The sequence below is a fragment of the Vibrio sp. V31_P5A7T61 genome (assembly GCF_009904895.1).
Lineage (GTDB): Bacteria > Pseudomonadota > Gammaproteobacteria > Enterobacterales > Vibrionaceae > Vibrio > Vibrio metschnikovii.
On record NZ_WXWI01000037.1, the window covers coordinates 1 to 22,840 of the forward strand.

16 protein-coding genes, 2 pseudogenes and 1 riboswitch are annotated in these 22,840 nt (G+C 41.2%); of the genes and pseudogenes, 10 read left to right on the forward strand and 8 right to left on the reverse strand.

Annotated features, from left to right (window positions below):
- Positions 1 to 458: CNNM domain-containing protein (locus tag CAG58_RS09625; protein WP_161439728.1), on the reverse strand; the 458-nt coding region annotated here is incomplete at its 3' end.
- Between the two features lie 934 nt (positions 459 to 1,392).
- On the opposite strand from CAG58_RS09625, the gene CAG58_RS09630 reads away from it, so the two are divergent.
- The 6 genes from CAG58_RS09630 to CAG58_RS09655 are packed head-to-tail and all read left to right on the forward strand — an operon-like array spanning position 1,393 to position 8,700.
- Positions 1,393 to 2,691, forward strand: a complete 1,299-nt coding sequence (locus CAG58_RS09630; RefSeq protein WP_161425344.1) for a 5'-methylthioadenosine/S-adenosylhomocysteine nucleosidase family protein — start codon at positions 1,393 to 1,395, stop codon at positions 2,689 to 2,691.
- A gap of 9 nt (positions 2,692 to 2,700) precedes the next feature.
- Positions 2,701 to 4,023 carry a GTPase-associated system all-helical protein GASH gene (locus tag CAG58_RS09635; RefSeq protein ID WP_161425343.1) on the forward strand — a complete coding sequence of 441 codons (1,323 nt, stop codon included), beginning with the start codon at positions 2,701 to 2,703 and terminating at the stop codon, positions 4,021 to 4,023.
- A gap of 56 nt (positions 4,024 to 4,079) precedes the next feature.
- On the forward strand, positions 4,080 to 4,985 hold the full coding sequence (locus CAG58_RS09640; protein ID WP_161425342.1) for a TRAFAC clade GTPase domain-containing protein: 906 nt from the start codon (positions 4,080 to 4,082) through the stop codon (positions 4,983 to 4,985).
- A complete protein-coding gene (locus tag CAG58_RS09645; protein WP_161425341.1) occupies positions 4,972 to 5,820 on the forward strand; it encodes a hypothetical protein in 849 nt (282 codons plus the stop codon). Before CAG58_RS09640 ends, CAG58_RS09645 begins: the two co-directional genes overlap by 14 nt.
- Entirely contained in the window at positions 5,817 to 8,246 is a 2,430-nt protein-coding gene (locus CAG58_RS09650; RefSeq protein ID WP_161429661.1) for a GAP1-N1 domain-containing protein, read from the forward strand. Before CAG58_RS09645 ends, CAG58_RS09650 begins: the two co-directional genes overlap by 4 nt.
- 16 nt (positions 8,247 to 8,262) lie before the next feature.
- Positions 8,263 to 8,700 (forward strand): DUF4231 domain-containing protein, encoded by a 438-nt coding sequence (locus CAG58_RS09655; protein ID WP_161429660.1) that lies wholly within the window; start codon positions 8,263 to 8,265, stop codon positions 8,698 to 8,700.
- Positions 8,701 to 9,080: 380 nt separating this feature from the next.
- Here the strand turns inward: CAG58_RS09655 and CAG58_RS09660 are convergent.
- Positions 9,081 to 9,788, reverse strand: a pseudogene (locus CAG58_RS09660) (group II intron maturase-specific domain-containing protein); the annotation flags it as partial.
- Positions 9,789 to 10,256: 468 nt separating this feature from the next.
- On the opposite strand from CAG58_RS09660, the gene istA reads away from it, so the two are divergent.
- Positions 10,257 to 11,789 (forward strand): IS21 family transposase, encoded by a 1,533-nt coding sequence (istA, locus tag CAG58_RS09665; RefSeq protein ID WP_161426407.1) that lies wholly within the window; start codon positions 10,257 to 10,259, stop codon positions 11,787 to 11,789.
- Between the two features lie 10 nt (positions 11,790 to 11,799).
- Positions 11,800 to 12,540 carry an IS21-like element ISVch3 family helper ATPase IstB gene (gene istB, locus CAG58_RS09670; protein WP_161426406.1) on the forward strand — a complete coding sequence of 247 codons (741 nt, stop codon included), beginning with the start codon at positions 11,800 to 11,802 and terminating at the stop codon, positions 12,538 to 12,540.
- Between the two features lie 70 nt (positions 12,541 to 12,610).
- Here istB and CAG58_RS09675 read toward each other — a convergent pair.
- The 6 genes and pseudogenes from CAG58_RS09675 to CAG58_RS09700 all read right to left on the reverse strand — a co-directional run.
- Positions 12,611 to 13,405, reverse strand: a pseudogene (locus CAG58_RS09675) (reverse transcriptase N-terminal domain-containing protein); the annotation flags it as partial.
- A 794-nt stretch (positions 13,406 to 14,199) separates the two neighbouring features.
- Positions 14,200 to 14,454 (reverse strand): YkgJ family cysteine cluster protein, encoded by a 255-nt coding sequence (locus tag CAG58_RS09680; protein WP_337247258.1) that lies wholly within the window; start codon positions 14,452 to 14,454, stop codon positions 14,200 to 14,202.
- 67 nt (positions 14,455 to 14,521) lie between these two features.
- Complete coding sequence (locus CAG58_RS09685) at positions 14,522 to 14,947, reverse strand: hypothetical protein (RefSeq protein WP_161426404.1); 426 nt, start codon at positions 14,945 to 14,947, stop codon at positions 14,522 to 14,524.
- Positions 14,940 to 17,051, reverse strand: a complete 2,112-nt coding sequence (locus CAG58_RS09690; protein ID WP_161426403.1) for a hypothetical protein — start codon at positions 17,049 to 17,051, stop codon at positions 14,940 to 14,942. The genes CAG58_RS09685 and CAG58_RS09690 overlap by 8 nt, the downstream gene beginning before the upstream one ends.
- Positions 17,039 to 18,772, reverse strand: a complete 1,734-nt coding sequence (locus CAG58_RS09695) for a hypothetical protein (RefSeq protein ID WP_161429658.1) — start codon at positions 18,770 to 18,772, stop codon at positions 17,039 to 17,041. The genes CAG58_RS09690 and CAG58_RS09695 overlap by 13 nt, the downstream gene beginning before the upstream one ends.
- 1 nt (position 18,773) lies before the next feature.
- Positions 18,774 to 19,970 carry a tyrosine-type recombinase/integrase gene (locus CAG58_RS09700; RefSeq protein ID WP_161429657.1) on the reverse strand — a complete coding sequence of 399 codons (1,197 nt, stop codon included), beginning with the start codon at positions 19,968 to 19,970 and terminating at the stop codon, positions 18,774 to 18,776.
- Positions 19,971 to 20,215: 245 nt separating this feature from the next.
- Between CAG58_RS09700 and CAG58_RS09705 the strand changes: the two genes are divergently transcribed.
- Complete coding sequence (locus CAG58_RS09705; protein WP_161429656.1) at positions 20,216 to 20,656, forward strand: YcgN family cysteine cluster protein; 441 nt, start codon at positions 20,216 to 20,218, stop codon at positions 20,654 to 20,656.
- A gap of 472 nt (positions 20,657 to 21,128) precedes the next feature.
- Positions 21,129 to 21,298: riboswitch (M-box (ykoK) riboswitch) on the forward strand.
- A 97-nt stretch (positions 21,299 to 21,395) separates the two neighbouring features.
- A complete protein-coding gene (mgtE, locus tag CAG58_RS09710; RefSeq protein ID WP_158138709.1) occupies positions 21,396 to 22,754 on the forward strand; it encodes a magnesium transporter in 1,359 nt (452 codons plus the stop codon).
- Positions 22,755 to 22,840: the final 86 nt, after the last annotated feature.

Genomic DNA, 22,840 nt, shown 5'->3' on the forward strand with positions numbered 1-22,840 from the left:
GCCATATAAATTAGCGTCGAACGGGACATCATAAGGGACATCGGCTCTGCATTGGCAATTGCGAGGTTTTTCGGATAAAGCTCACCGAAAATCATTTGAACGATCATTGCAACAACAAGAGTGGTAACAGTACCGATAGCAATACCTACTTCTAGCGACAGTCCGAAGTATTGCAGTATTACGCCCATAGATTTACCTAGAAGCGGCTCCGCAGTAAAGCCTAAAACTAGGCCTGTTATCGTAATACCAAGCTGAGCACCAGATAACATAAAGCTGGTACGTTTGGTGACGGCAAGCGCACGCTTGGCGGCTTCATCGCCAGTAGCAGCTAGGGTTGCTAGTTTTGCTCTATCCACTGCCATATACGCGAACTCTTGAGCAACGAAATAGCCATTTGCTGCAATAATTGCCAGGATGAATAGAATGCCGAATAGAAGGGTAAGAAAAGGCTCAATCATTGATTCGTTCTCCCTTGATGACTAGACGCCAAGAAGGTTTGACACAATCGACTAGAGTTGGGGTCCACAAAGTATTCCTATATTAATAACACAAAAAACAGTATATATTCGCGAGGACTAAATAGTCTAGTTGTATCGCCAATATCCAATTTGATTTAACAACCCTATACGATCAGTTTTTACTAACACGAATATGTTTATATCTAATCTATGCGTTCCAGCATATTTGCATAACAATACTGGACGAGGTAACTGGTTAGAAATTCCGTTTATGTGCGGAAATGGGAGTTCCTGCTCACCTCCGTTCAGCCATGAGCAAAAGTACTGCGATTTTAGTGACACGCTCTACCACAGAGCAATTACGTTAAGTCGGTTTGGGGCATTTTCGTGTTTCATGCCCCGTGTTTCATGCCCCGTCGGCACACCTTTGGACATAAATCATTTAGAGCAAGCAGACTAAATACCATTCACTGCATTAGTTTATCTATCTCAACTAGACTACCAAGACATTGCCTTGGATGAATAAGCATGCAAGAGATAAGGATTCGACACATTTCTTTTTACTTCGCTAAGGCTGAAGTATCACCCTTCTGGCAGCACTAAGTTGCCGTCAACTTACGTTTTTCAGGTAACTCCACTGCGAGTTTGTTCGCTTTCATATACTTAACGTCTTCAACGAACCCTTTAGAAAGTTAACTCATATTAGGTTTATCCGAACTACCCGGAAAATCATGACGTAGATCAGGTATAGCGTTATGAAGATGTTTAGTTATCCGCTATAGCTAAACTCGAAGATAGCTCATCTGTATGCTCGTAATGTCATGAATAAAGATGAGTTTTCTGAATAGCATCCGTTGAAAAACAATGCACCTATCACCATATGATATCTAGAATATTGCTATTCTCGAGTGACTAAATCTAGAAGCGGATAACCATGGCAGGAAAAGAACAAATTGATGTGCTTATTGTATGCGCGTTAAAGGATGAATTTGAGCAAGTCTTACAAATCAAAGACGGTATTGATAGTACTGGTTGGGTAGAGAGAACTTTATCAAGCGGGAGGTTAGTTGCTGATGCTCGTTTTGCAGGTAAAGACAATGTAGCAATATCTGTCCGAGTCACTTGGTCTTCATATATGGGGCGGGAAGAAGCTAGCGCTCTAGTTCATAGCATGCTTTCCGAGGCTGACTTTAAGTGCATTGCAATGACGGGTATATGCGCAGGCCGAAGAGGAAAAGTCTCCCTTGGCGATGTTATTTTTGCGGAAAGACTTTGGTCTTACGATGCTGGTAAGCTCATTAAAGAAGGTGATATCGAGGTTTTTCAGGGTGATATGCTTCAATACCGCCCTGACACAGAAATTGTTCAAAGAATGCAAAACCTTTCTGTAGATTTATCCGCTTGGCCGATATCTCGACCTAAGTACCCACTCGAAAACCAAGAGAACTGGGTATTACAGTGTTTAGCAAATCAAATTAAACCATTTGAACATGACGAATTTGATACCAAATGCGCAGATTGGCAATCTGTGTTAGCCCGACTATTAAAGAAAAAATTAGTGACTAAGGAGCTTGCTTTAACTGACTGTGGGATCGAGAAAGCCACTGAGTTGAATCTATGGTACCCGAAAGGATTACCTGAGCCTGAGCCATTTAGAGTTCATGTCGCTCCTATAGCAACTGGGGCTGCTGTTGTTGAGGATTCAGGCTTGTTTTCGAGGTTTTCTGATTCTATGCGCAAAGTTCTTGGTGTTGATATGGAAGCAAGTGCACTAGGTGCTTTAGGTAATATAAATCGAATTCCTGTAATTGTAGTAAAAGCAGTTTCTGATTTTGGTGACACATTTAAAGATGATCAGTACAGGCACTTTGCTTCTCAAGCATCCGCTCAGTGCATGTTGAAGTTTCTTCGAGACAATGCAGATATGTTTACTCACCACCAGGAAGTCGAGTTGATGAATGTTTCAACTGATGACCTAATTGTTTTTTTAGCAGAAGAGTACCCTGATATTTCAGATGCTAGGGCTCTTTGGAAGAGAGCTGGCGGGCGAAACAGTGATATTGCGAGCAACTCGAGACCAAAAGATATGTGGTTGAATATTTGGCAAAAATCAGTCAATGGTGCAGCGGTGAAACCAACTGACCTGTTGAATACTGTTGCTCATGACTATCCTGAAAGCGATTTAATTGAAAGCTTTTTAACTCATTTATCCGTCAACGAAAAACTGTACTAAGGAGCTAGTATGGATACAATTTTGGATTCATTTTTAGGTTTAGGACTTATTGAGAGCATCGACGGTAATGATGAACGCTATGCTAAAATCGAGCAAGCAGCTCAAAAGCTGGCTGAATATTATCGTGAAGAGCGTGACCAACTTATTCCAGCAATTCTATGTGGCTTAAACCCTAATGTTTCACTAGATGAGTTGCCCATAAACAAAGCAAAAGAGCTTCTTCAGAATGAGTGGAAGGCATTCTTAACCGCATATACTGATGAACCAGTTAATCTATATAGATCAATTATTCTCGAAGCGTGCTCTCAAGTATCAGAAGAAGATAACAATGCTGCAATAATGTGGCTTACCGCTTGTGACATATTCCCTTTGTTACGATGTGGAAAAGAAGAAAAAGTACTGCGAACCTTTTTGCAATCATTAGGGCGTACTGCTGAGCAGAATTCAATCGTTAGTGCGCCAGGCTTGTCATTTAGCAAAGAGAAAACAATTAAGCTAGATGAGCTACCAACTCCAGTTGTTAATAAAAAAGATGTTGATGAAAATGATCTTCGCGAACGTATAGGTGGAGCCGCGGGTCAAACTTATATCAATAAAGAGGGCCAAAATGTTCCGGGTATCAATCCCAATAGATACGCCGCTCATCAGAACCCGCCCCATTGGGCTGGCGACTTTGCTGAAAGAATGTCTGAAATTATAGCTTCAGAAATCGCACTTGTTGAAGAACAATCAATTGCTAATAATAAGGCAATGGAGAATCTCAACTCGCTGAAGAAGTCCGTTGAAAAAGCCCTGAATGAGCAAAGGCTAGCCTTTCAAAGGCAGCAAAAAGCATTTTTAAATTTTCAAAGGCAGGAGCAAACGAGGCTAAATGTTTTATGGTGGGCTGAAGCTCTCTATTCAACATCTCAAAAAGAGAGCTATCGATCTCACCCTCCTGAAATCGCAGCGGTTTTAATGCCGTATGATTTGCTCGAAGAAATACAACTACCGTCACCAGCTAGTGTTGTATTCACATTAGCTGAGGCGGTAGGCAAATTACCTGAATGCAGTCATGACCGTAACTACAGTTTTTATGAAATTTTGACTGAAATTCGAAGCAAACGTTCGCGGCTCGATCCTTGTTGGTTAGAAACACTTACTTCTAGATCAGATGAGAAAAGCTCAAATATTGGGGGGATGGTTGTTCGAGCTTTAGTTGATGAGAATTGCGATTTGAATTCATTGATAGAGAAATCTTTTATTCCTCAGGACTGGCGTTGTAGCTTCCCCGAACTATCAAGAGCAATCTTTAGACAGGAACAAGCATACCGACTAGTTGCGGAGGTGTAGGTATGAGTCGGTGTTCAAATCCAAATTGCTTCGTACATGATGGCGATACTTGTTGTATGGGGGAGCTCAATCATGAAGATTGTCCTTCATGGAGCCACAATAAGGCAACTGAGAACAGTGGCCTAGAAAGAAATGAAAACAATATTTCCTTTCGAGTACCTTGGTCATCTTCAGCTCTAGGGAGCTCAGATTTATCGCGTCTGTATCAACAAGGCCCTTCAATTTTTATTGGATTGCTTGGTGCCCAAAATACAGGAAAAACGACTTTTCTAGCTGCGAATTATTTGCAATTACTGTCAGGTGAAAAGTACAACAATTTTGATTTTTGTGGCTCTCAAACTCTTGGCGCATGGGAATCAATAGCATCATGGGCTCGAATTAACAATGAGAAGCAATTGCCATCATTTCCTCCTCATACTCCACGTGGGGTGGATCGAACGCCTGGTATTCTTCATCTCATCTTACAAGACTCCAATGATAAGATTAAGAACATCTTTCTTACGGACGCTCCTGGTGAGTGGTTTACAAGGTGGTCTATTGATGTCGACGCTATCGATGCCGCAGGAGCAAAATGGACAGCCTCGCAGAGTGATGCCTTCTTAATATTTGCTGATTGTGAAAAGCTTGCTGGAGAAGAACGCAGTGTGGCAAGGAGAGAACTGCGGACAATTATCGAACGCTTAGGTGAATCTGTCGGTTCTAGGCCAACAGTGCTTGTTTGGGCAAAAAGTGACAAACAACCTACAGAGGGAATAAAAAAAGCAATTCAAAGAGCTTTAGAAAGCAATATTCCCCATGCCAAAGAGTTTGAAGTAACAGTGGAAGATCCTGCTTCTTTTACAATAGTGTTAGAATCAATCTTAAATGAGGCTTGGATACCTAGGTTTTGCGAACCTATCACGGAACCTATTGTAGGGAACACTTCATTTCTCGCTTTTAGGGGGCACCATGAAAAATTCTGAAATACTGCTTCTTGGTGGCCCTAATAGTGGTAAGACACACTATGCAGGACAACTCTTTGGGAGACTAAAACGACGTCCAGGTAAGTTAAAAATCAGGACTGGTGATGGTGCGTCAGTTAATTTAAGCGCTTTAGAAGATGTACTAACCCAGTTGGAAGACGGCAATGCAGCTGAGCACACTCACGCCGATCAGTACTCCGAAATACTATTCCCGTTAGTTGATAGCAACCAGATAACAATTGATCTGTACTGGCCTGATTACGGTGGCGAGCAATTATCTCAGGTTTTTAAGCAGCGAGAGATCTCTTCAGATTGGCGTAGAAGGTTACAAAGTACAGATGGGTGGTTAGTATTTATTCGCCTTAGTGGAGAGAAAACTTACCCTGACGCTTTGTCAAAGCTAACTTCTATACCAACTAACACACCAGGTGAAACTACAAGACCTGAAATTTGGGATGCTAACGTATATTGGATAGAACTTCTTCAGATGTTGTGTCATGTGGCTGGCTTAAATCTAAGCTCTAAGGAAAATAAGCCTCCGTTAGCCATCGTATTATCTTGTTTTGATGAAGTAATCGAAGAAGGTCAAGTGCCTTCAGAAGCCTTGAAAAGTAAATTACCGTTATTCTATTCGTTTATCCAAGCAACTTGGCCGGAAAAGATGGCATCTATATGGGGGGTTTCTTCCTTAGGTAAGACCCTTCAACCCAATAGCAATGATGATGACTTCATCGATGAGGGCCCAGAATATCAGGGCTGGGTAATTGCTCCTGAGCAGAGTAACAAGGATTCTGACTTAACAGCTCCACTCTCTTGGATACTAGATAATATATGATGACGAAACCACTAAAAGCTATTTATGGTTGCAGGAACAATAGTCATGATTTGCTATTCTGGGAGGGAGATTCTCCCCTTCCTCCTGAGTTACTTGGCTTGACTGACAAACCTGGGGGATACGTTACCCCTAAAGAAAAATGGTGGCCAGCAATCAACTGTGGACCTGTTGGTAATTGGTGGGCGTTATGGAGTATTGAGCCTGACTTGAATGCGCCGCGCAGTGGTATGGTAAAAAGTACGGTTTTACTTTGGGAGTTGGACAAGATATCTCAAGTACACTGTCTTGAAGAATTTATTTATCAATTAGTTAACCATAAAGAGTATAAGCAGCCTCATTCCAGCTTGTTGCAAAATGTCGCAAACAAACTGATTTGTAGCGATAACATCCTAGCTATAGAAGCGGACGAAACCTTACCCTTATTAATCGCTCACCTATGGGAGAAATTGTGGGGAGAAGCACGAAAAGAATTTTCTGTTAGAAGCGCATTCACACCGCCTCAATCATTAGTACGTGCTAAGTTGCCTACATTTTACTATGTTCCCGCATCAGTATTGAATCAATGGTATCTGCCTAACGTATCCTTAATTAATAGTACAACAACCATTGAAACCTCTCGAGCAACTAACTACCTGATTAATCGAGCCGAAAATGATTCGTTACTTTGTCAATTACTGCTTAACTGTTGCGAGTTAACGGGCGATTTGAAAGTATTGAATAAGCTAGGAAGAGCCGCTGACAACATTGATCAGTTCAGAGAAAATTCCACTTTGACTAATGCTATCGTAGCGCTTCGAACTTTGATCGCTTGCTCTCCATCACCAGATAAAGCTAAAGATATAAAAAATGAGCTTTTGAGTTCAATTAAGATGCTAATGGTTAGTAAAGGCGACGCTTCTGATATTTTGACTATGTGCAATTTATCAAGTGATGCTGTTCCTAAAGGAGCTATGCCGGAAGTAGAACTATCAAATTGGATAAAGAATAACTTAGTAACTCTTAGTCACGAAGACCTTAACAAGTACTTTGAAAGAGCGTTGCCTGATAAATCAACGCAGTGGTGGTCACAGTCAGTAGTCAATGGGATCGGCACACTAGTTAATCAACCCGAAACCAGTAAACATACATTGTTCTGGCTTTCAATAGTCAACTTTCAAAAAACTTTCTTACGGCTATCTTCTGTACCACAAGATCTTGAGGAAATGTTGTTTGAATGCGCGAAAGCGAGTGACATGACAGTAGATAACTTCATGGCGCTAGAGCAATTTTCTATTTCTCAGAAGTGGGCAAAGCTACATGCTTGGACTGTTTTTAACCTATATGCTGAAGAGCAGGTTTACAATAAACAACGCAATTCCATGCCTAATTGGATAGAAGGTTTACCATTCATAGCTCAAAGTTTGTCCCACAGGCATGCAATTAATCTACTCAGGGATAGTGCTTTTTCTCCATTCGTTGATTTATTAGCTGAACGGTCCCTAAAAGAGCAAACTCTTCTCAACTACATTGACATTGCAGAAGAGAATGCGTTTCAAATGTGGCAAAAACAGTTAGACATAGGTGGGGGGTTTTATCCTCCAAACATAGAAACAGAGACTTTTCTAGCAAAGCTCTGTGATTGTCTTCAAACTAATATTTTACCTGGGATTTTTGAGCGAATATCTAAGGAAATTTCGGAGTATCTATTATCAAGTACAGATAGAATTAAGGTTTGGTCTCAGCTCGACGCTACAAGAAGTAATATTCTAGCAAAAGATATGACTAAAAAAGTTGTGACTACCCCTCAGGCTTTACAGCACTTAAGTGACGCCGAACCTTATCTTATCAATGAGCTTAAAGCCCACATGACTGGCAATTATATCGAACCTGCTTTTATTCTCTCGTACTTATCACAATCGATTTCTCACCGGGAAGAGGATGTTTTACGTTGGGTTAAGAAAGTTCACTCTAGAACTTCTAGTGCTCATGCCCATATGCTTGGGAATATAATATTAGAAAAACGCTGGAAAAAAGTTGCGAATGGCTTATACCAAAGTAGTTATGGATGGCTGGCAGAAACCCCAAACTTTAAGTCAACAATAGAAACTTGTTCCGAACTTTTAAATTCTACTAATAGGTTTTGGTATTCACTTTATACCGGTACTTCAACTCAGCCTCACCAAAGTGAGATCATTAGGAAGTTTTCAGAAGTCAGCGCAGATCTTGCTTATGATAGGCTTGACTCAATTTGGCAGAAAGCTGGCGGCAGACCCAGTAGACTAAAGAGCCATGGAACAGAGTTAGATAAGTGGTTTCATGCTGCAAACGAAGCAGAAAAAGGAGCTTTAAGCGGAGGTTTAATCGACTTATTAGAAGTATTAATCGAAGAATTTCCTAACAATAATCAGTTACGCGAGATCAATTATATTGTTTCAAATAGATATTAATCAGGTAGTGTGAAAAATGTCAGCTCGAGAATACAGTTCAGAACAAGTGGAACACTTTAAGAAGAAAGCAGATCACAATAAGCAAGAGTCACTTTGGTGTTTTAGAATTATTATGCTTGGTACGCTATCCGCTCCTCTTCTGGTTGGTTTAGGTGAGGGTGTTTTTTATGCGAAAGTGCTGCCATCTATCTTGTCGGCTATAGCAGCATTCTGTACGGCATGGCTACAACTACGTAAACCACAAGAACTGTGGTCAATTTATCGGAATGCCCAGAGACAAATTGAAGTACAGATTACCCACTTTGATTTCAATGTGGCAGGTTACACTGGCTTAGATGAAAGCAAAGCAAGTGAGCTGCTAGCTTTAACTGTTAGCAACTTGGTACTGGAAACCAATAGCCGATGGACAAAGCATGTACCAAATCCATCTAACTTGAAACTAGAGAGCAACTAGCATCAGGAACGGTTTTTAGCTGACATTGTGCATTAAATGAAGTGAAGTTGGAGACTACAACTAACTAGATAAGCCTGAATGTGATCTGTCAGTTTCGTTTCTACAATATCTGACAGGTTAACTTAAATTACTTCTATCCCTCATACGACTCATAGTTACAATCTAAAAATACGTTTTTTTTGCATAAATTATAATACCACAACATGAGAAATATTGGGTTAAATTACGAATGGTGGGATACGCTAATTTGTTCGACGAAGCTAATAATGGTCGAGTAGACGACACTTGTTACCAAGTGCCGCCCCTCTAAGAACCGTACGTGCAACTTTCACTGCATACGGCTCAAGCCTTCACTAAGGCATCGTTTGACACCCAGCAACTCATAAGGCAGTTGGAGCAGGTTCAATCCATGAGTTACGTGCTTGCCTTTTCGACTTCCGCTTAGCCAAGTATTCTTGGTACTCTGGGTCAAATGGGGTCACGGCACTCCTGATTTTCACATGTCGCTCGATAGGCACTTTAGCTATTTGAAACAGATTGAACTGACAATCCATGTTCATGATCTTTTGCCAACCGTGGAATTGCCATTGGCCTTTGCGATTGAGAAAGTATTTATGAACAACCCAGTTTTTGGACTTGGTTGGATGACGCCTCACTGCCCAATGCCATAATGCAAGAAATAGCTTATGACCAACATATCCGAATACCTGTTTTGCTACGCAATGGCGATAATAATTAGCCCAACCCCTCAATTTCGGGTTTATCAGTTTGATAAGATCGTTCACAGAGGTTGTTGCATGCTTTTTGATGAGTTCGCGCAGATTACTCAAGAACAGCAATGTGTTAGATTTACTCGGTTTAATGAGCAATTTCCCTTTGTACTTTCTGTGGTTGAACCCTAGAAAGTTAAAGCCGTTATCGATGTGCGTAATGTGCGTTTTCTCTTCGGATAATGTTAATCCTCTTTCCGCTAAAAAGTCAGCGATCAACGGTTTGATATCGTTCTCCAGCACTTCCTTTGAAGCGCAGGTGACGACGAAATCGTCGGCGTATCCTATGAAATTGGCTCTAGTTGCATATTTCGGAGCATTCCGATCAGTCATTTTGGGATTATCCGATCACCCATTTCGGTTTAAACCGATCACTGATTCCGCGATTATCCGATCACTTTTAGCCTAACTCCGAAATCGGTGATCGGAATAGCGAAAACTCCGATCGGAATGTCCGAAATCCTACCTTTTTCTCTTTTAAATCAATAGCTCGCTATTCTTTACTTCTTAAACAAGAAAGTAAGNCGTCGGCGTATCCTATGAAATTGGCTCTAGTTGCATATTTCGGAGCATTCCGATCAGTCATTTTGGGATTATCCGATCACCCATTTCGGTTTAAACCGATCACTGATTCCGCGATTATCCGATCACTTTTAGCCTAACTCCGAAATCGGTGATCGGAATAGCGAAAACTCCGATCGGAATGTCCGAAATCCTACCTTTTTCTCTTTTAAATCAATAGCTCGCTATTCTTTACTTCTTAAACAAGAAAGTAAGGAAGCGACCATGGCAAAAAAGAGAACTCCAATGAACAAAATCAAAGAGGTTTTACGCCTGAAGTACGACTGCGGTCTCTCAAATCGCAGCATCGCTTCTTGCCTCAAGCTCGGTCCTTCCACCATATCGGAACTCCTGACTCGCTTTAAGCAAAGCCAACTTGGCTGGCCTCTACCCGAAGGTTGCAGTGACACTGAACTCACTCAGGTGTTGTATCACGGCAAGAAAGCCAGTCGCGATAAGGTTATGCCAGACTTCACTCAATACGCTGTCGAGCTGAGGCGTAAAGGCATGACGAAGATGTTGCTCTGGCAGGAATATCATGAGCAATATCAAGAGCAAGCTTACGCTTACACTCAGTTCTGTGAGCACTTCACTCGCTGGTTCAAAACGCAAATGCGCAGCATGCGTCAGCTCCATGTGGCAGGTGATAAGCTGTTTATCGATTACTGTGGGCCTCGGCTTTATGTAGTCAATCCTGACACAGGTGAAGTACGCGAAGCGGAAGTGTTCGTGGCGACCTGGGGCGCATCTAACTACACCTATGTTGAAGCCTTCCCGAGTCAAGGTAAGTCCTACTGGTTAGAGGCGCATGCGAATGCGTTCGAACACTTCGGCGGTGTCCCCCATCTCTTGGTTCCCGATAATCTACGTAGCGCAGTCACCAAAGCTAACCGTTATGAGCCAAGGCTCAACGACAGCTACCAGAAACTGGCGAATCACTATCAAACTGCCGTAATGCCAGCTCGTCCCTACAAACCGAAAGACAAAGCCAAGGCAGAAAATGCGGTGCTCCTCGTGGAACGCTGGATCATGATGCGGCTACGCCACCAAACCTTCCATACCTTCAAAGAGCTGAACCTCGCCATCCGTGAACTTATGAATGACTTAAACGAACGTGAGATGAAGCAGTATGGTGCGAGCCGCAAAGCGCTGTTCGACAAACTCGATAAACCCGCGTTAAAGCCTCTTCCTAAGCAGCGATATCTCTATATCGAAAGCAAGCGAGCCAAGGTTGGGCCTGATTATCACATCGAATATCGCCGTCACTACTACTCGGTTCCCCATCAACTGGTTGGCCACCATGTCGAGCTGGAAGCCTCCAACCGTCTGGTGCAGATCTACCACCAAGGTAACTTGATCGCTCAACATCCGCGCAGCCAAAGGGAACGTGGAAACAGCACTCAACCAGAACACATGCCGAGTAACCATCAACATCAAAAGTGGTCGCCTGGACGCTTGCTCAACTGGGGAGCCAATATCGGTCCAGCCACCCGAGAGGTCGTCAATAAGATGCTGAACGCCAAACCTCATCCAGAGCAGGCCTATCGTTCCTGTCTTGGGCTACTTAATCTGAGTAAAACCCATGGCGAGTCGCGCTTAGAGCAGGCCTGTAAAGATGCGCTGATGCTGACAAAACCGAACTACACCTTCATCAATAATCTGCTGAAAAACAATCGCGAGGGGCAACTGAGCAAAGACACCTCAAGCACACCGAACCTTGTTCACAGCAATGTTCGTGGCCCGAACTGTTATCACTAGGAGAAAAGATATGAATGCACTGAACGACCAACTCAAAACCCTGCGCTTAAGTCATGCGGCGAAAGCGTTAGAGCAGCAACAAGAGCAACTGACCACCTACGCAGAGCTGGACTTCGAGGAGCGGTTAAGCTTGCTCCTGGAAAGTGAAATCTTGAATCGTAATCAGAGCAAAATCCAACGCTTAAAACGACAAGCAAAGCTGAGAGTGGATGCTCAGCCGAGCCAACTCATCTACAAGGAGGGGCGAAACCTCAATCGCAAACAGATGAGCGAACTGCTGACGGGCAGTTATCTGCACAAGCACCAGAATATCTTGATCACAGGCCCAACAGGCGCAGGCAAAACGTATCTTGGCTGCGCACTGGCAAGCAGCGCCTGCGACCAACAACAAACGGTCAGATACTACCGATTAACTCGCTTGCTTGATGATCTGACCGCAGGCCGCCTGGATGGTAGCTATCAAAAGCAACTTCAATCGTTGGCTAAGAAAGCTCTACTGATCCTCGATGACTGGGGGATGGGAAAACTGACTCAAGAGCATGCAGGTCACTTGTTAGAAGTGCTTGAAGACCGCTACCAAAACAGCAGCACAATCGTAATCAGCCAACTACCCGTAAAGGAGTGGTATAACATGATCGGCAACGCCACCGTCGCTGACGCTCTAATGGATCGGCTGGTACACAATAGTCATCGAATAGAACTGGGAGGTGAGTCAATGAGAAAACTGGCGCAATCCGATCACTTAGAGTAAAAATAGGAAGAGAGAAAAACGGCAGGATCAAGTGATCGGAATAAACCGAAACGAGCGATCGCAATCACCGAAATACGCATCTAGTACCCTTTTTGAGGGCCGCAGACTTAATATGCTGCTCAAGTCCTGCAAGAGTCATTAGCATCAAGGTTGGTGATATTATCCCACCTTGTGGTGTCCCCTCATCGGTGCGATAAAACAGACCTTTGTCCATAAAGCCAGATTTTAGCCATTGTTCCAACATTCTCTTATCAATAGCGATGTTCTCAAGAAGCCATTGATGGCCGATCTTGTCGAAACAAGCTTTAATATCCCCTTCAAGTACCCACTTAGCTGATTTCTTTAATGCCAAACATTTGAAACACTGCCCAACTGCATCGGCAGTACTGCGATTTGGCCTAAATCCATAACTATTGGGGTCAGCAAGCGTTTCCGATATAGGCTCTAATGCAAGAAGGTGGAGGGCTTGTTGCGCTCTGTCTATCATGCATGGAATTCCCAGTGGTCTAAGCTTGCCGTTCTTTTTGGGGATGTAGATACGCTTGAGCGGTTGGGCTTTGTACGCCTTTCGACTCAATTGATTAACTGCTTTCATACGGCGTGCATCTGTATTCCAGATGACACCATCTATTCCAGGCGTTTTACTACCTTTATTTTTTGATACTCGCTTAACAGCAAGAAGCTTTGCTGAACGCGAGTGAGTCAGTATCCACTGCAACGCTTTCGCTTTGCCGTGTTTACCTTCTCTCGTTGCCTTTGCAATACGCATCTGAAGCTTTAAAACATGGGACTCTACAGCTTTCCAGTTTATCGATTGCCATTGAGCACAGTCAGGAGAGGCACTAATCTCTGTTGAAATCATCATTTGCTGTTTCTCCTTGAATAAAGTTCTTCAAATTCTCTTGCAACGGAAGACCAGTTGGAAGTCAGCTCACTTTCGTGATCAGATAGGAATCTGTATCTGCATCATTACAATGCAGCCTTCGCTTTTTCCAACATCCTCTACCTGCAGCACCACTGTCGGCCGCAAAGGCTTTCCCGTAGGGAGTGATACAGGCTTACCCTGTTCCGTATGTTACGTAAAATGTCAACTTAGATGCCCACTCTAGTGCGGAGAGTACTCTGATCACGAAAGGACACTGCCCAACTCCTTTCCGACTCTCATTGCCATTTTGGCCACAGCGTATTAACCACTTCCGCTGCTTCGTCATATAACGCACCTTTAATGGATTCACATACGTTCATCATATTGACTCCCTAGCACTTACCCGAATTGTGGTTTTCAGGAGGAGCGTCCTCTTACGATTCTGTTCCCACTCAGCCTGACGACCAAGTTTCGTTACATTGTCAGATCCGCTGCTTTATTCAGGATCCTAGGGTCATCTGGTGATACAGATGGTTCACTCTTGTCGTGGTGAACAACGCTTCATACGACTTCAGGTCGCACGGGCAAAAGTGAGTTAGCGATAGTCACCCCAACACGTCTCTGAACAAAAAGTCGTTTCAGAAAATCGAACATTAGCGATTATTGAATACATAAAAGTATGGAAAATAGCTTCTTGAGTCATTGTTTTGATTGATAAAGCACAGCAAGCCCCCATTATATTAATAATCGAACCACAACATTGATTGAGTTATATCGAGTTAATCTAGACTTGCTTAAGTGAGGGTTTCTAGTTCTGATAAGGTTTGCAGAGCGTATTCAGGGCCTTTACTACAGATCCAGTCATCGCTGGTAAAGTCGTGACAGACTTTCGGCCTTTCTGACTGGCCAAATAGGCTACACAGGTTGTGTTCATTCAGTTGGATACATCTTGTACCAGCTGGTTTACCTTCAGGCATACCTGGAATAGGGGAGGTAATCGAAGGTGCAATACAGCAAGCACCACAACCCTTCTTTAGGGAATCCGATATGCAAGGTGACCAGTCAGATACATCGATAGAATAAGTTGTAATTGGTTCACCTGTATATGCTAGAACGTTAGTCCAAATCGGGGAGGCGGAATTCTAGTATATTGCTATCGGCAACGCCAAGCTTTTCTAGTTCAGCTAAGTACTTTTGCATATGAAACAATTGATATTGTAGCTCTAACTTTTCTCCTTCCAGTGCTTTTAATCTGTTGTTAGCTAATTTCAGCTTTTCCCGATACACTTTTTTCAAGTGTCTTTCATGGTTACAAACTTGTCTTAAGTTGTCATTCGAGACTGTGCTTTCTTTATTCAACGAGGATTTTGCGTCGTGTATTCGTTGTTTGATTTCTTCATACTTTGGGTGCTTATAATTCAGCGCTCCATTCGCTAAGCCCGCTTTTTTTTCAACGGCATATTGGCTAACTTTTTTTCCACTGGCTATTAGCTGGGTTAAAGCTAATTGTGCCGCTTCAGCCGATTGAGATACCTTACTCATAATCTACCTCATAAAAGTCTAATGCTTGCTTATATGTTTCTAATTCCAAACGCAAAAACTCGATACTTGCGGTTGGTTGGTTGCTGTCCTTTGCTTGCTTTAATAAGGCTCTATATTTTTCATACCGTTTTTGCCATATGGGGATAGAATTTTTATCTGCTATCATGTTTTCACAGTCAGGGTTGCAGTTTGCTGCTTGGGTTATGCTTTTGTATTCGCAATCTAATCCGTTCATACAGTACATGCCATTACCTAAAGACATAATTTTCGACTTTTTCCTTTTAGCAAGTGATTTAGCGTGCTCGAATGATTGGTATGTTTTTGATTTAATTGGTTTATTTTTCTGTTTTTCTATATTTCTTCCACCTTTACCAAATAAATTGCTCCCATTTTGGAACTGCATTGCAATAGTCGCAGACCTTTCAAGGTCGGCATTTTCGAGCTCTTTCGCAAAACTATCTGCAAGCTTGGCTATTGTCTTTGAGTTCGATATAAACCCATCTGAATACCACTCAGTAACAGATTTGGCGATATGCTTTAGCTGAACGAGCAATTGGTTTGATGTAACAAGTTCTAACCTTCTAACGTGGACGGCGATACTTCTTCGGTATTGGTGAGATGTGATTGGCCACTTACCACCGATGTATATTTCTTTCTCTACTTTAAGGCGATCAGGTAAATTAGGGTTTAGGCTCCAAAACTCCTCTATATCCTTTCTTGTTAATGTTATGTCGTGCTTTGATGTCCAATCTAATAAATTTTCCGAGTTTCTTTGAGACTTCATTAGCCGAAATTGGTTGGTCGAATAGAAGTGTCTTGCGTCAGTTTTTATGTATAAAGAGTTTAATTCTTGATTGGTTACTTGGAAGATCACTTGAGCTATCGGCCTAACCTTATCGAAAATAGTTTTGATGAAAGGAGCCCCTGCCCAAATCTGCTCAACTCCACCTTCATCAGCATGCTTATGCAATGTTGTATTTATTCCAATCCAGTCTTGTTCTTCGATGAGAGAGCCAAACTTCAGCGAAACCATTTCTGACTTCCTGATACCAGTCATTGCTTGAATTGCCTCTGTTGCTAGTAAGGCTAATTGATTGAAAAAGTTGTAGATATCCTCTATATCGACTAGGTATTTGGGATACCTTCGGTTGTACGTTTTTAGCTGTGTATCAACTAATTCACCTCCACTTAGTGACTTGTATGTATAACATTTGTTGTTGTAGTCATCGACGGACTCATCTGAACGCACTATTACTATCTTTTTGGTAGCGCATCGATTGTCATTAGCTATCTGTTGTAATTCTTCTTGGCAGAATTTGTCGATAAAGTACAACCAGTTATTATTATGCTTTTTAAGGTTATTTTCTGTTAGATAGTCACTGTACCGGGGTAGTAAGTTGCACAAATAACTCCAATTATCGATATTGACAGAAAACTTGTTGAAGTGGTTCATGTACGAGGACCAATATGCGTTGAGTATATTCATTGGCATACAATAGGTTTGATTCGTTGTGCGTCCTGGGGAAAGGAAGAAAAAATTTGTTTTGAGGTAGAAGTTATGTTTGCCAAATACCGAATGCTTCATTTCCGCAATTCTAGAGAGTGATTTATAGTAGTTATCGATCGTTCCACTCGTTCTCCCTTCGTTAATGTCACTCATGAATTGTTGTCTTATAGGGGCTCTATCAAGGTTGAAGAATGAAGAGATATTCGATTTCATGAGTACTTTTGCCACCAATATCAAGTTCTCTATGATTCTGATTACTGATGATAGTTTTGCCTTTTTGGGGCTAAACCATAAGAGGTATATGCCCACTATCTTTACTTCCACTTTGAGTTTTTCGGTAAGGCTATTGAAATTGGCTTTCCTGTAAGTTTCGTCTTCGTTTATAAGGTGTTGGTTTGTCCAGCTGTCGTCAGAAAATTTGATACCTGGAATTTTATTCTTTCCAGGGATGATCGTTATGCTAGAAAGCCTGCGATAATCTTTTGTGGTTAAAGCGTCGCTGATCTCGTTTACGGAGGGGAAGCCTCTGTCGAGGTTGGATGCAACATTACTGTCAACGAATGAAATATTTTCCTGAGTCGCTTTTAAGTTCTCCATATGTCAGCTACTCCATTTTTTTGAAGTTGATTTCTAGCTCTAGCAAGAGTTTTGGGGCTGATGAATCGCAACATGAGGTTTATTTTATCTACCAAATGCATGTGTTTATTTTTTGCCGTAGTTGAACCGATGAATGTGGATTTATTAAATTCAATCATATGCTGGAAACTCAGTAGATGGTAAACAGCTTGTTCATCATCGACTACAGCGCACTTAGGGCAGTTTACGCAGTTCGCAAAGTCAGCACAGACTTTGGGGTTTCTACCAAAGTGATTTTGCTTACGAATGAAACGTTTGGCATTCTCTCCAGTATTTGGTTTGTCTAAGCATACAAGCCCATTCAGTTGATACTCATTTGCTTGTTTTTCAATCAAGTTAATATCATATTGCTTTGCGACTTCCTGCCTTGATTCAAATTTCTCTTGTTGAATGCATAAATCAGTTAGTTGCTTCAGGGCGGTGCTTATGGCGCTTCTTGCTTCAAGAACATTCCCATGCGCATAGTATTTCCGGTAAGTGCCCCAGTTATGTTGGGCTTTTTCTAGAATGACAAACGGATCGTTTATCTCATTATCTGTCATTTGCTCTACTGTTTTTCTAATACGACGACTGGAAATGCACGGGATTTCAATATTCCTATGTGAAGCAGATATGACAATAGGGTGAACTGAGAACTTTGTGGTATGGGGGATAAAACGTCTGATTTCGCTTGTTTGTCTTTGAGGTGAGAATAACAGGGCGCTATGGCTGCTTACGTAACCTGAAGCAGACAGATACTCTAGAACCAGTTTCCGTGTTGATATATAGTCTTCGAAAAATTTAATTCCGTTGATATCCGCTTCTAGTCCAGAAACACCTATATTCAGTCTAATGAACTTTTTTGCTCTTCCCTTGTATAGATAGTTGCTTTCCACACCATCCACATTTTTTGTTATGTCATCGGCATTGAGTTCACAAAGCTGTTTTTCATTGCTCCATGTGTAAAGAACAAAAAGTATGTATGCACTCTGCATAAACCAGAACAATGGATTTCGTTGTATGTAATCAAAAGTGACATCTTGTTTTTTGAACTTAATTTCTAGTATTTCTATACACTCATGAAGAGGGAAGTCTCTTTTGTTTGAGCTCTTCTTGTCGATATGCCTTTTAATCATCGCAGAACAAGTTTGATAGATTTGTACGATAGATATTGTTATTAATTTGAGCTCGTTAATTGTGTAAGGAGCATTAGACCCTCTGTATCTTTGCCCTGTGAAACGGTATTTAAAGTAAGCATTTATCTCACCAGTCATCATTAGATAAGCGTTTGCTTGGTTGAGTCTAGAGGTGGCATGCTGTTTGGTTATTTCTCGTAACAATACTCTAGATTGGAGGTGAAGGCTGTAGTCACTGAGGCTAGAAGAGTCTCTTAATTGACGTTTATGGTTTATTTGAAAGTCAAAAAACTCTTTTAAAGCGGAGAAGATAGTTTTCCTACCTGCAGGAGCATAACTTTGAAGGAATTTTGCAACTAATACTGCGTTGTCATGTAATTCTTGCGAATAATATGCTTTGTGTCCTGTGAAAAACTCTTTGTTGACACCGCTAGCACTTCTGCCAAGGATTGAAGGGGTTCCAAAAAAGCCTTTTAGTGACAACATATTAAGGTCTATGACCTGGCGGCCATCATTTATGCGGCTTACATTAATAACTAAATCTACATCATAGTCGTCATTGTTCATTTTAACGTCCTGCAATAGCGTCAGATACGAATTGATCCATGACCGTAGCTACCTGATTCGAAACATCACTTCTGCTAATGAACTTTAAGTACATTAATGTTGTTTCTTCTCGTTTATGCCCCATATAGTAACGAGTAATATCTAGTGCTATTTGGCTATTTTTATTCGTAACCTTAAGTGCCGATTTCATAAGGTTTGTCGCGAATGTAGCCCGGAGATCATGAGGTGTATGATTGAATGTAGAGTTATACACTCCATAGTACTTTTTTTTAAGTCTATACCATGTACTGTAAAATGCATCTTCAGAGTAATTGAGTAGTGGAGGGTGCTTTTTATATTGCCTTTTGCTTTTCTCTTGGCGTTTTTTGTATCGGGGAGAAATAGAGTAATCTAGTATGTCTTCGGCTAGAGCTCTTGTTATAAAAAGCTCACGATAAGATGCAAACTTTGTCTGAACCCCATTATGGGGGCCAATATAAATACCTTTTATAATTTGGCTATCTTCTTCTGTTACATGTTCTTCTTTGATCAGGCCTTTAGGAAAGCTAAGCGCCTCTCGTTTTCTTAGCCCACAAAACATCATTAGCTTTATAACTAATTGAAATTCTATAGTTTCAAATTTGATTAACTGTAGAAACTGGTTTTGAGCTTGCTCTGTCAGTGGAGATAGTGATTGTTCAGGTGACTTTTGTATTTGGATTGCTAGGTCGGAAGATTGAATCTGCCTAAACCCATCAATAATACTGAGCTTATGGCTATAAAAATTATGCTTGTCCACCAAGCCTTCTCGGTCTAGCCAGTCATACAATCTTTTGATTACTTGGATGTATGCATTGGCAGTACTGCGATTTAGGTCCCCCTTTTCTTGAACACGGTTCACTAGATAATATCGAAACCCATAGGTGGGGCTGTCGAGTTTAATTTTTGTTGTGAGTAATGCATCTATATTGTTTAGGAGTAGCCAGTTTATCCAGATCTTTAGGGCTTTAGCTGCAGGTAGCGGATCTACTTTGCCTTCCGAAACTTCATTAATGAGAAATAAGTTAGACAAGTAAACGATTTGGTTTTTTCTTCCAACTAGTACAGGCATGGTCACTTCTTGAAAGTGCCCGGCCATACATATCTTGTCGTGAGGGGATTTTAGAGGGGATACAGTTCCAAGTCTGACCGGAACATTTACTAGGATTTTCACTGCCATGTTATTGGTACCTTTTCTAAATTATTAGATAAAGGTAGTAGTTCTAAGTTTAATTGAAAAGGGTAGCGCCACAACCGAGACGACAGTCCATTTTATACCTTTCGATGATTACCCGTTTAATGCGGGCGCTGATCCTAGCAGATCTTTTCTTTCTCAGCAGCGAAATTATTACCTTGTGACCTTGCAGTTTATAAACGGGAAAGGTATAACACCCGGCTGAAATCGTAACTAGGCAGTAAACCCTCATGAATATCCCATTTTGGCAACGTAAATCTTTAGAACAAATGACCGAAGCGGAGTGGGAATCGCTATGCGATGGTTGTGGTAAATGTTGTTTGCATAAACTCATGGATGAAGACAGTGATGAAGTCTATTACACCAATGTTGCTTGCAGTTGGCTCAATAGCGATACCTGTTCATGCAAAGACTATCCTAACCGTTTTCAATCTGGTGAAGAGTGTTTAAAACTTACGCGAGACAAGATAGCGGAATTTCATTGGCTACCTGATACCTGTGCTTATCGGTTACTCGCGGATGAGCAGCCGTTACCTGAATGGCATCCTTTGATCACGGGGTCGAAAGCAGCGATGCATGCGGCAGGGCAAAGTGTCCGTAATCAGGTTGTTTATGAAATCGATGTTATTGATTGGGAAGATCACATTATAAACCATCCTAACAGAAACTAGCGGTATTAAGATTTTTCAATCTCTTATCTTATTAATCGCTGCTTTGCCACTATTGTTAGCGGCGGTTAGGATTTTTATATAGGCTACACTGACGGATTAATAACACCAAATCGAAATAGATTAAGAGCTGTTAACAATCATCATTGATATCTTTAAAATATGCACTTAGTTAGTTATTGTCGATGTGTTTTTATTGGTTTTATTATTTTAATAGTTAATGAATCATGTGTTCTAGTCTGGATTAGTTATTTCCTATAGGCATCAATAATATAAGTATTCAAAGCAAAACTAATATATTTTCCTTTTTCTGTATTTTTAATGTATTCATAATTTGTATTTTTTATTTTTAATAAAAAATATTTATTGTCCTATGTTTTATTTTTTATTGAAGATTAAGCATATTTACATTGACCTTTTTTAACTAACCCTCCTATAATCCGCGCCGTTCAGTTAATGAACAGACTGTGTAATTACAGCATCTCGTTAGGCGAGGCTCCTGTACAAACATAGGCCACTGATCTCACGACATCCAGAGATGCCCAAGATCAGGACAGTTTTCATCGGATTAAGGTGTTAACCCAAGTGGCTTTCGCGTTTGCGAATACGTTGTATAGTGCTGAAGCTGGGACTCGGGGATGAATTATCCTACCATTTCCTTTCGCTCGTCAAATAACGGCTGTTTTCTTACATCATAGATCAATCAATTCAGGATATTCCTGAGTCACATGAGGTTAATGTGATGAATGTAAATGTAATGAAAAACACCCACTCAATTATTGAGACCGCACAAGTTAAGCAACTGAATGAATTTTCAAGAAAATTAATTCAGCCACGTTACCGTGAAAAATGGGTTGAGAAACTCGTTAAACTTTCTGATTCAGAAATTAAATTTGTATTAGAATCATTATCTAATCATGAAGTTTCTGAATTATTTAGTACGATTTCGGCCAATGCCACAGGAGAATTATTACTGTGCATTACACCACAGCAACTAAAAGAAATACTGCCTTTAGTTGCACCAAAGTTTATTGAGAATGCAATGCGTACCCTCGATGAGCAGGAGCGTGAGATTGTGCTCGAAGCGATGCCAATAGACGATTTAAAATACCATCGTGAAGCCTTGTTTTGGCCTGATGAATCGGTTGGCCGACATATGCGTTCAGATGTCATCACTTTACAAATTACTCAAACGGTAGAGCAAGCCAAGCAAACCCTTTATGAAGCTTGGGATATGCCAAACTTATTACACAACATGTACGTTGTGAACGAACAAGGGGCATTATTAGGAGAAATTAGTCCTAAAGCATTATTGGTTGCTTCATCAGAACAGTCGTTAATGACGATGGTTGAACAAAATAAGCTCGTGATTGATGCGATGGTTGATCAAGAGAATGCAGCCCGTTTGCTTCTTGAACATAATGTTCCAGTACTTCCTGTCGTTTATGAAGGCAAATTAGTGGGTTTTTTCTATCTAGAAGATGCCGCTGCGATTCTGGAAAAAGAAACAACAGAAGATGCTGAAATGCAAGGCGGTACGATTCCTCTTGATGGTAGCTATTTAGACACTACACCTTGGGAGTTATGGAAAAAACGTATTGTATGGTTATTAGTACTTTTTGTTGCTGAAGCCTATACTGGAACGGTGCTACGAGCGTTTGAAGAACAACTTGAAGCGGCAATTGCGTTAGCCTTTTTTATTCCATTATTAATTGGTACTGGTGGTAATAGTGGAACACAAATTACTACAACTATTATTCGCGCAATGGCGGTTGGTGAAGTCAGTTTACGTAATTTAGGGACAGTCTTACGGAAGGAATTATCAACAGGAACTTTAATTGCCGCAGCAATGGCCGTTGCCGCTTGGATCCGTGCTTGGTCACTTGGTGTCGGTTTTGAAATAGGTTTAGTTGTAACGCTAACTATTTTAGCGATTGTACTATGGAGTGCTTTAGTTTCTTCAATTATTCCAATGGTATTACGTCGCTTGAATATTGATCCAGCGGTTGTATCTGCCCCTTTTATTGCAACATTAGTGGATGGAACTGGTTTGATTATCTATTTTGAAATTGCAAAATTAACTTTGCCTCAGTTAGCTTAATTATTAAAAAACCCTATCATCTAGTCATAGATATGATGATAGGGGTTTGTATGAAAATTTAATATCTTTCGATTAAATCGCCAGTT